General features: G+C 54.5%; 3 rRNA genes. All 3 read left to right on the top strand.

Annotated elements, in window-relative coordinates:
• Window positions 1-263: 263 nt before the first annotated feature.
• The 3 genes from ACFVRO_RS18785 (at window position 264) to rrf (ending at window position 5542) form a co-directional block, all read left to right on the top strand.
• Window positions 264-1786, top strand: a 16S ribosomal RNA gene (locus ACFVRO_RS18785).
• A 416-nt stretch (window positions 1787-2202) separates the two neighbouring features.
• A 23S ribosomal RNA gene (locus tag ACFVRO_RS18780) occupies window positions 2203-5306 on the top strand.
• A gap of 119 nt (window positions 5307-5425) precedes the next feature.
• Window positions 5426-5542 (top strand): 5S ribosomal RNA (gene rrf / locus ACFVRO_RS18775).
• The 16S, 23S and 5S rRNA genes sit together here, the layout of an rRNA operon.
• Window positions 5543-5606: the final 64 nt, after the last annotated feature.

The following is a 5606-nucleotide window of genomic DNA, read 5'->3' as shown; positions in this document are numbered from 1 at the left end:
GGTAAGATTGAGAAGTTGCCCTTCGGGCCTGGTTGTGATGACTGGGTCGGGGGAGCGTCCGATCCTTGAGAACTCAACAGCGTGCACTTGTCAAATGCCAAATAACCTCGATCTAGCTTCGGCTAGGTGAGATTCCTTTGGATCAAAGACCAGCCCTTCTTTTGGGGGGTTGGCATTCGGATGAAGTCAGCAATGAATTTGTCTCTTTGGTCAGCATCAAACTCGCTGCGTCACCGTTTTCCCGGTGGGGTATGCATTTCTTTTTTACGGAGAGTTTGATCCTGGCTCAGGATGAACGCTGGCGGCGTGCTTAACACATGCAAGTCGAACGGTGAAGCAGAGCTTGCTCTGTGGATCAGTGGCGAACGGGTGAGTAACACGTGAGCAACCTGCCCCTGACTCTGGGATAAGCGCTGGAAACGGCGTCTAATACTGGATACGAGCAACGGCCGCATGGCCAGTTGTTGGAAAGATTTTTTGGTTGGGGATGGGCTCGCGGCCTATCAGCTTGTTGGTGAGGTAATGGCTCACCAAGGCGTCGACGGGTAGCCGGCCTGAGAGGGTGACCGGCCACACTGGGACTGAGACACGGCCCAGACTCCTACGGGAGGCAGCAGTGGGGAATATTGCACAATGGGCGGAAGCCTGATGCAGCAACGCCGCGTGAGGGATGACGGCCTTCGGGTTGTAAACCTCTTTTAGCAGGGAAGAAGCGAAAGTGACGGTACCTGCAGAAAAAGCGCCGGCTAACTACGTGCCAGCAGCCGCGGTAATACGTAGGGCGCAAGCGTTATCCGGAATTATTGGGCGTAAAGAGCTCGTAGGCGGTTTGTCGCGTCTGCTGTGAAATCCCGAGGCTCAACCTCGGGCCTGCAGTGGGTACGGGCAGACTAGAGTGCGGTAGGGGAGATTGGAATTCCTGGTGTAGCGGTGGAATGCGCAGATATCAGGAGGAACACCGATGGCGAAGGCAGATCTCTGGGCCGTAACTGACGCTGAGGAGCGAAAGGGTGGGGAGCAAACAGGCTTAGATACCCTGGTAGTCCACCCCGTAAACGTTGGGAACTAGTTGTGGGGTCCATTCCACGGATTCCGTGACGCAGCTAACGCATTAAGTTCCCCGCCTGGGGAGTACGGCCGCAAGGCTAAAACTCAAAGGAATTGACGGGGACCCGCACAAGCGGCGGAGCATGCGGATTAATTCGATGCAACGCGAAGAACCTTACCAAGGCTTGACATATACGAGAACGGGCCAGAAATGGTCAACTCTTTGGACACTCGTAAACAGGTGGTGCATGGTTGTCGTCAGCTCGTGTCGTGAGATGTTGGGTTAAGTCCCGCAACGAGCGCAACCCTCGTTCTATGTTGCCAGCACGTAATGGTGGGAACTCATGGGATACTGCCGGGGTCAACTCGGAGGAAGGTGGGGATGACGTCAAATCATCATGCCCCTTATGTCTTGGGCTTCACGCATGCTACAATGGCCGGTACAAAGGGCTGCAATACCGCGAGGTGGAGCGAATCCCAAAAAGCCGGTCCCAGTTCGGATTGAGGTCTGCAACTCGACCTCATGAAGTCGGAGTCGCTAGTAATCGCAGATCAGCAACGCTGCGGTGAATACGTTCCCGGGTCTTGTACACACCGCCCGTCAAGTCATGAAAGTCGGTAACACCTGAAGCCGGTGGCCTAACCCTTGTGGAGGGAGCCGTCGAAGGTGGGATCGGTAATTAGGACTAAGTCGTAACAAGGTAGCCGTACCGGAAGGTGCGGCTGGATCACCTCCTTTCTAAGGAGCATCTGACGCCTCTTGTAGGTGTCCAGAACCCAGATCGAAGGCGTACGTTCTTCGCTGGGAGCTCATGGGTGGAACATTTGACATGGCATCGAGATCTTTTCTCGGAATGAGTACGCCGCTTGCGGTGGGAAAGTTCTGGGGGGAGGGGTCGGTGCCTGCACGCTGTTGGGTCCTGAGGGACCGGACGTCGTGGCCTTTCGGGGTTGCGTGTCTGTACCTCTGGGCCTCTTGTTGTTTCCCCTGGTGGGAAGTGGTGAGGGGTACCGCCCGTACTTTGAGAACTACACAGTGGACGCGAGCATCTTGCAACAGCCTTCGGGTTGTTGCGATAGATGATCTTAAAGATCATTAGTCAATTTCTGATCCCGCCTTCGGGTGGGGTCGAGTTTTGATTCAAACTCATGTGATTTCAAGTCTTTAAGAGCAAACGGTGGATGCCTTGGCATCTGGAGCCGAAGAAGGACGTAGCAATCTGCGATAAGCCTCGGGGAACTGATAAGCAAGTTTTGATCCGAGGGTGTCCGAATGGGGAAACCCCGCTGGGCGGCGTGCCGACCTAGTGACTCCCGCCTGAATATATAGGGCGGGTAGAGGGAACGTGGGGAAGTGAAACATCTCAGTACCCACAGGAAGAGAAAGCAACCGCGATTCCGTTAGTAGTGGCGAGCGAAACCGGAACAGGCTAAACCTAGCGTGTGTGATAGCCGGCAGGCGTTGCACGTTGGGGGTTGTGGGACTTTTCAGTCATCTCTGCCGAGGTGGCGGCGTTACACGATGGTATAGACGAACGGTCTTGAAAGGCCGGTCATAGAGGGTGCCAACCCCGTAGTCGAAATGCCAACCGTGGCGCGAAGAGTATCCCAAGTAGCACGGGGCCCGTGAAATCCCGTGTGAATCTGTCAGGACCACCTGATAAGCCTAAATACTCCCAGATGACCGATAGCGGACAAGTACCGTGAGGGAAAGGTGAAAAGTACCCCGGGAGGGGAGTGAAATAGTACCTGAAACCGTTTGCTTACAAACCGTTGGAGCACCCCTGGTAGGTGTGACAGCGTGCCTTTTGAAGAATGAGCCTGCGAGTTAGCGATATGTGGCGAGGTTAACCCGTGTGGGGTAGCCGTAGCGAAAGCGAGTCTGAATAGGGCGATTCAGTCGCATGTCCTAGACCCGAAGCGAAGTGATCTATCCATGGCCAGGTTGAAGCGACGGTAAGACGTCGTGGAGGACCGAACCCACTTAGGTTGAAAACTGAGGGGATGAGCTGTGGATAGGGGTGAAAGGCCAATCAAACTTCGTGATAGCTGGTTCTCTCCGAAATGCATTTAGGTGCAGCGTTGCGTGTTTCTTGCCGGAGGTAGAGCTACTGGATGGCCGATGGGCCCTACAAGGTTACTGACGTCAGCCAAACTCCGAATGCCGGTAAGTGAGAGCGCAGCAGTGAGACTGTGGGGGATAAGCTTCATAGTCGAGAGGGAAACAACCCAGACCACCAACTAAGGTCCCAAAGCGCGTGCTAAGTGGGAAAGGATGTGGAGTTGCTGTGACAACCAGGAGGTTGGCTTAGAAGCAGCCACCCTTGAAAGAGTGCGTAATAGCTCACTGGTCAAGTGATTCCGCGCCGACAATGTAACGGGGCTCAAGCACGCCACCGAAGTTGTGGCATTGACATTATTGGTAGGCCTTCGTGGTCCAGCCGTGTTGATGGGTAGGAGAGCGTCGTGTGGCCAGCGAAGCGGCGGTGTAAACCAGCCGTGGAGGCTACACGAGTGAGAATGCAGGCATGAGTAGCGAAAGACGTGTGAGAAACACGTCCTCCGAAAGACCAAGGGTTCCAGGGTCAAGCTAATCTTCCCTGGGTAAGTCGGGACCTAAGGCGAGGCCGACAGGCGTAGTCGATGGACAACGGGTTGATATTCCCGTACCGGCGAAGAACCGCCCAAACTAATCCAGTAGTGCTAAGTATCTGAATCCTCACATTGGATCCTTCGGGATCCGCCGTGGGGCCTAGCGTACGACCCCATGCTGGTGCGGTTAGCGTATTAACAGGTGTGACGCAGGAAGGTAGTCCAAGCCAGGCGATGGTTGTCCTGGTGCAAGTGCGTAGGCCGAGAGATAGGCAAATCCGTCTCTCACATAGGCTGAGACACGATGCGGATAAAAAGTGGATGATCCTATGCTGCCAAGAAAAGCATCGACGCGAGGTTCTAGCCGCCCGTACCCCAAACCGACTCAGGTGGTCAGGTAGAGAATACCAAGGAGATCGAGAGAATCGTGGTTAAGGAACTCGGCAAAATGCCCCCGTAACTTCGGGAGAAGGGGGGCCATCCACTTATACGGATTTACTCCGAAAAGGGTGTGGTGGCCGCAGAGACTAGTGGGTAGCGACTGTTTACTAAAAACACAGGTCCGTGCCAAGTCGCAAGACGATGTATACGGACTGACGCCTGCCCGGTGCTGGAAGGTTAAGAGGACCGGTTAGCCGCAAGGCGAAGCTGAGAATTTAAGCCCCAGTAAACGGCGGTGGTAACTATAACCATCCTAAGGTAGCGAAATTCCTTGTCGGGTAAGTTCCGACCTGCACGAATGGCGTAACGACTTCCCAACTGTCTCAACCGCGAACTCGGCGAAATTGCATTACGAGTAAAGATGCTCGTTACGCGCAGCAGGACGGAAAGACCCCGTGACCTTTACTACAGCTTGGTATTGGTGTTCGGTGTGGCTTGTGTAGGATAGGTGGGAGACTGTGAAGCAGGGACGCTAGTTCTTGTGGAGTCATTGTTGAAATACCACTCTGGTCACTCTGGATATCTAACTTCGAACCGTAATCCGGTTCAGGGACAGTGCCTGGTGGGTAGTTTAACTGGGGCGGTTGCCTCCCAAAAAGTAACGGAGGCGCCCAAAGGTTCCCTCAACCTGGTTGGCAATCAGGTGTCGAGTGTAAGTGCACAAGGGAGCTTGACTGTGAGACTGACAGGTCGAGCAGGGACGAAAGTCGGGACTAGTGATCCGGCAGTGGCTTGTGGAAGCGCTGTCGCTCAACGGATAAAAGGTACCTCGGGGATAACAGGCTGATCTTGCCCAAGAGTCCATATCGACGGCATGGTTTGGCACCTCGATGTCGGCTCGTCGCATCCTGGGGCTGGAGTAGGTCCCAAGGGTTGGGCTGTTCGCCCATTAAAGCGGTACGCGAGCTGGGTTTAGAACGTCGTGAGACAGTTCGGTCCCTATCCGCTGCGCGCGTAGGAAGTTTGAGAGGATCTGACCCTAGTACGAGAGGACCGGGTTGGACGAACCTCTGGTGTGTCAGTTGTTCCGCCAGGAGCACCGCTGATTAGCTACGTTCGGGATGGATAACCGCTGAAAGCATCTAAGCGGGAAGCCGGCCTCAAGATGAGACTTCCATACCTTCGGGTGAGAGGCTCCCAGCCAGACTACTGGGTTGATAGGCCAGATGTGGAAGTGCAGTAATGCATGCAGCTGACTGGTACTAATAAGCCGATGACTTGATAACACACCGTTTGTAGGTGCTACGCGTCCACTGAGTGGTTCTCGATGTACGGTCGAGAACCACACAACACACACGAACTTTTTCGTGCACATGTTGTGTACTGATTGAAACATCAATAGTGTTTCGGCGGCCATAGCGTGAGGGAAACGCCCGGTTACATTCCGAACCCGGAAGCTAAGCCTCACAGCGCCGATGGTACTGCAGGGGGGACCCTGTGGGAGAGTAGGACACCGCCGGACTCCTTTTAGTCAAAATGGCCACCCATCGATGGGTGGCCATTTTGCATTTACACCAACAAAACAG

This window comes from Microbacterium sp. NPDC057944 (assembly GCF_042887445.1).
In the GTDB taxonomy this organism is placed as follows: Bacteria; Actinomycetota; Actinomycetes; order Actinomycetales; family Microbacteriaceae; genus Microbacterium; species Microbacterium natoriense.
Note: the sequence above shows the minus strand (reverse complement) of the source record. Positions and strands in the feature narration are given on the sequence as shown.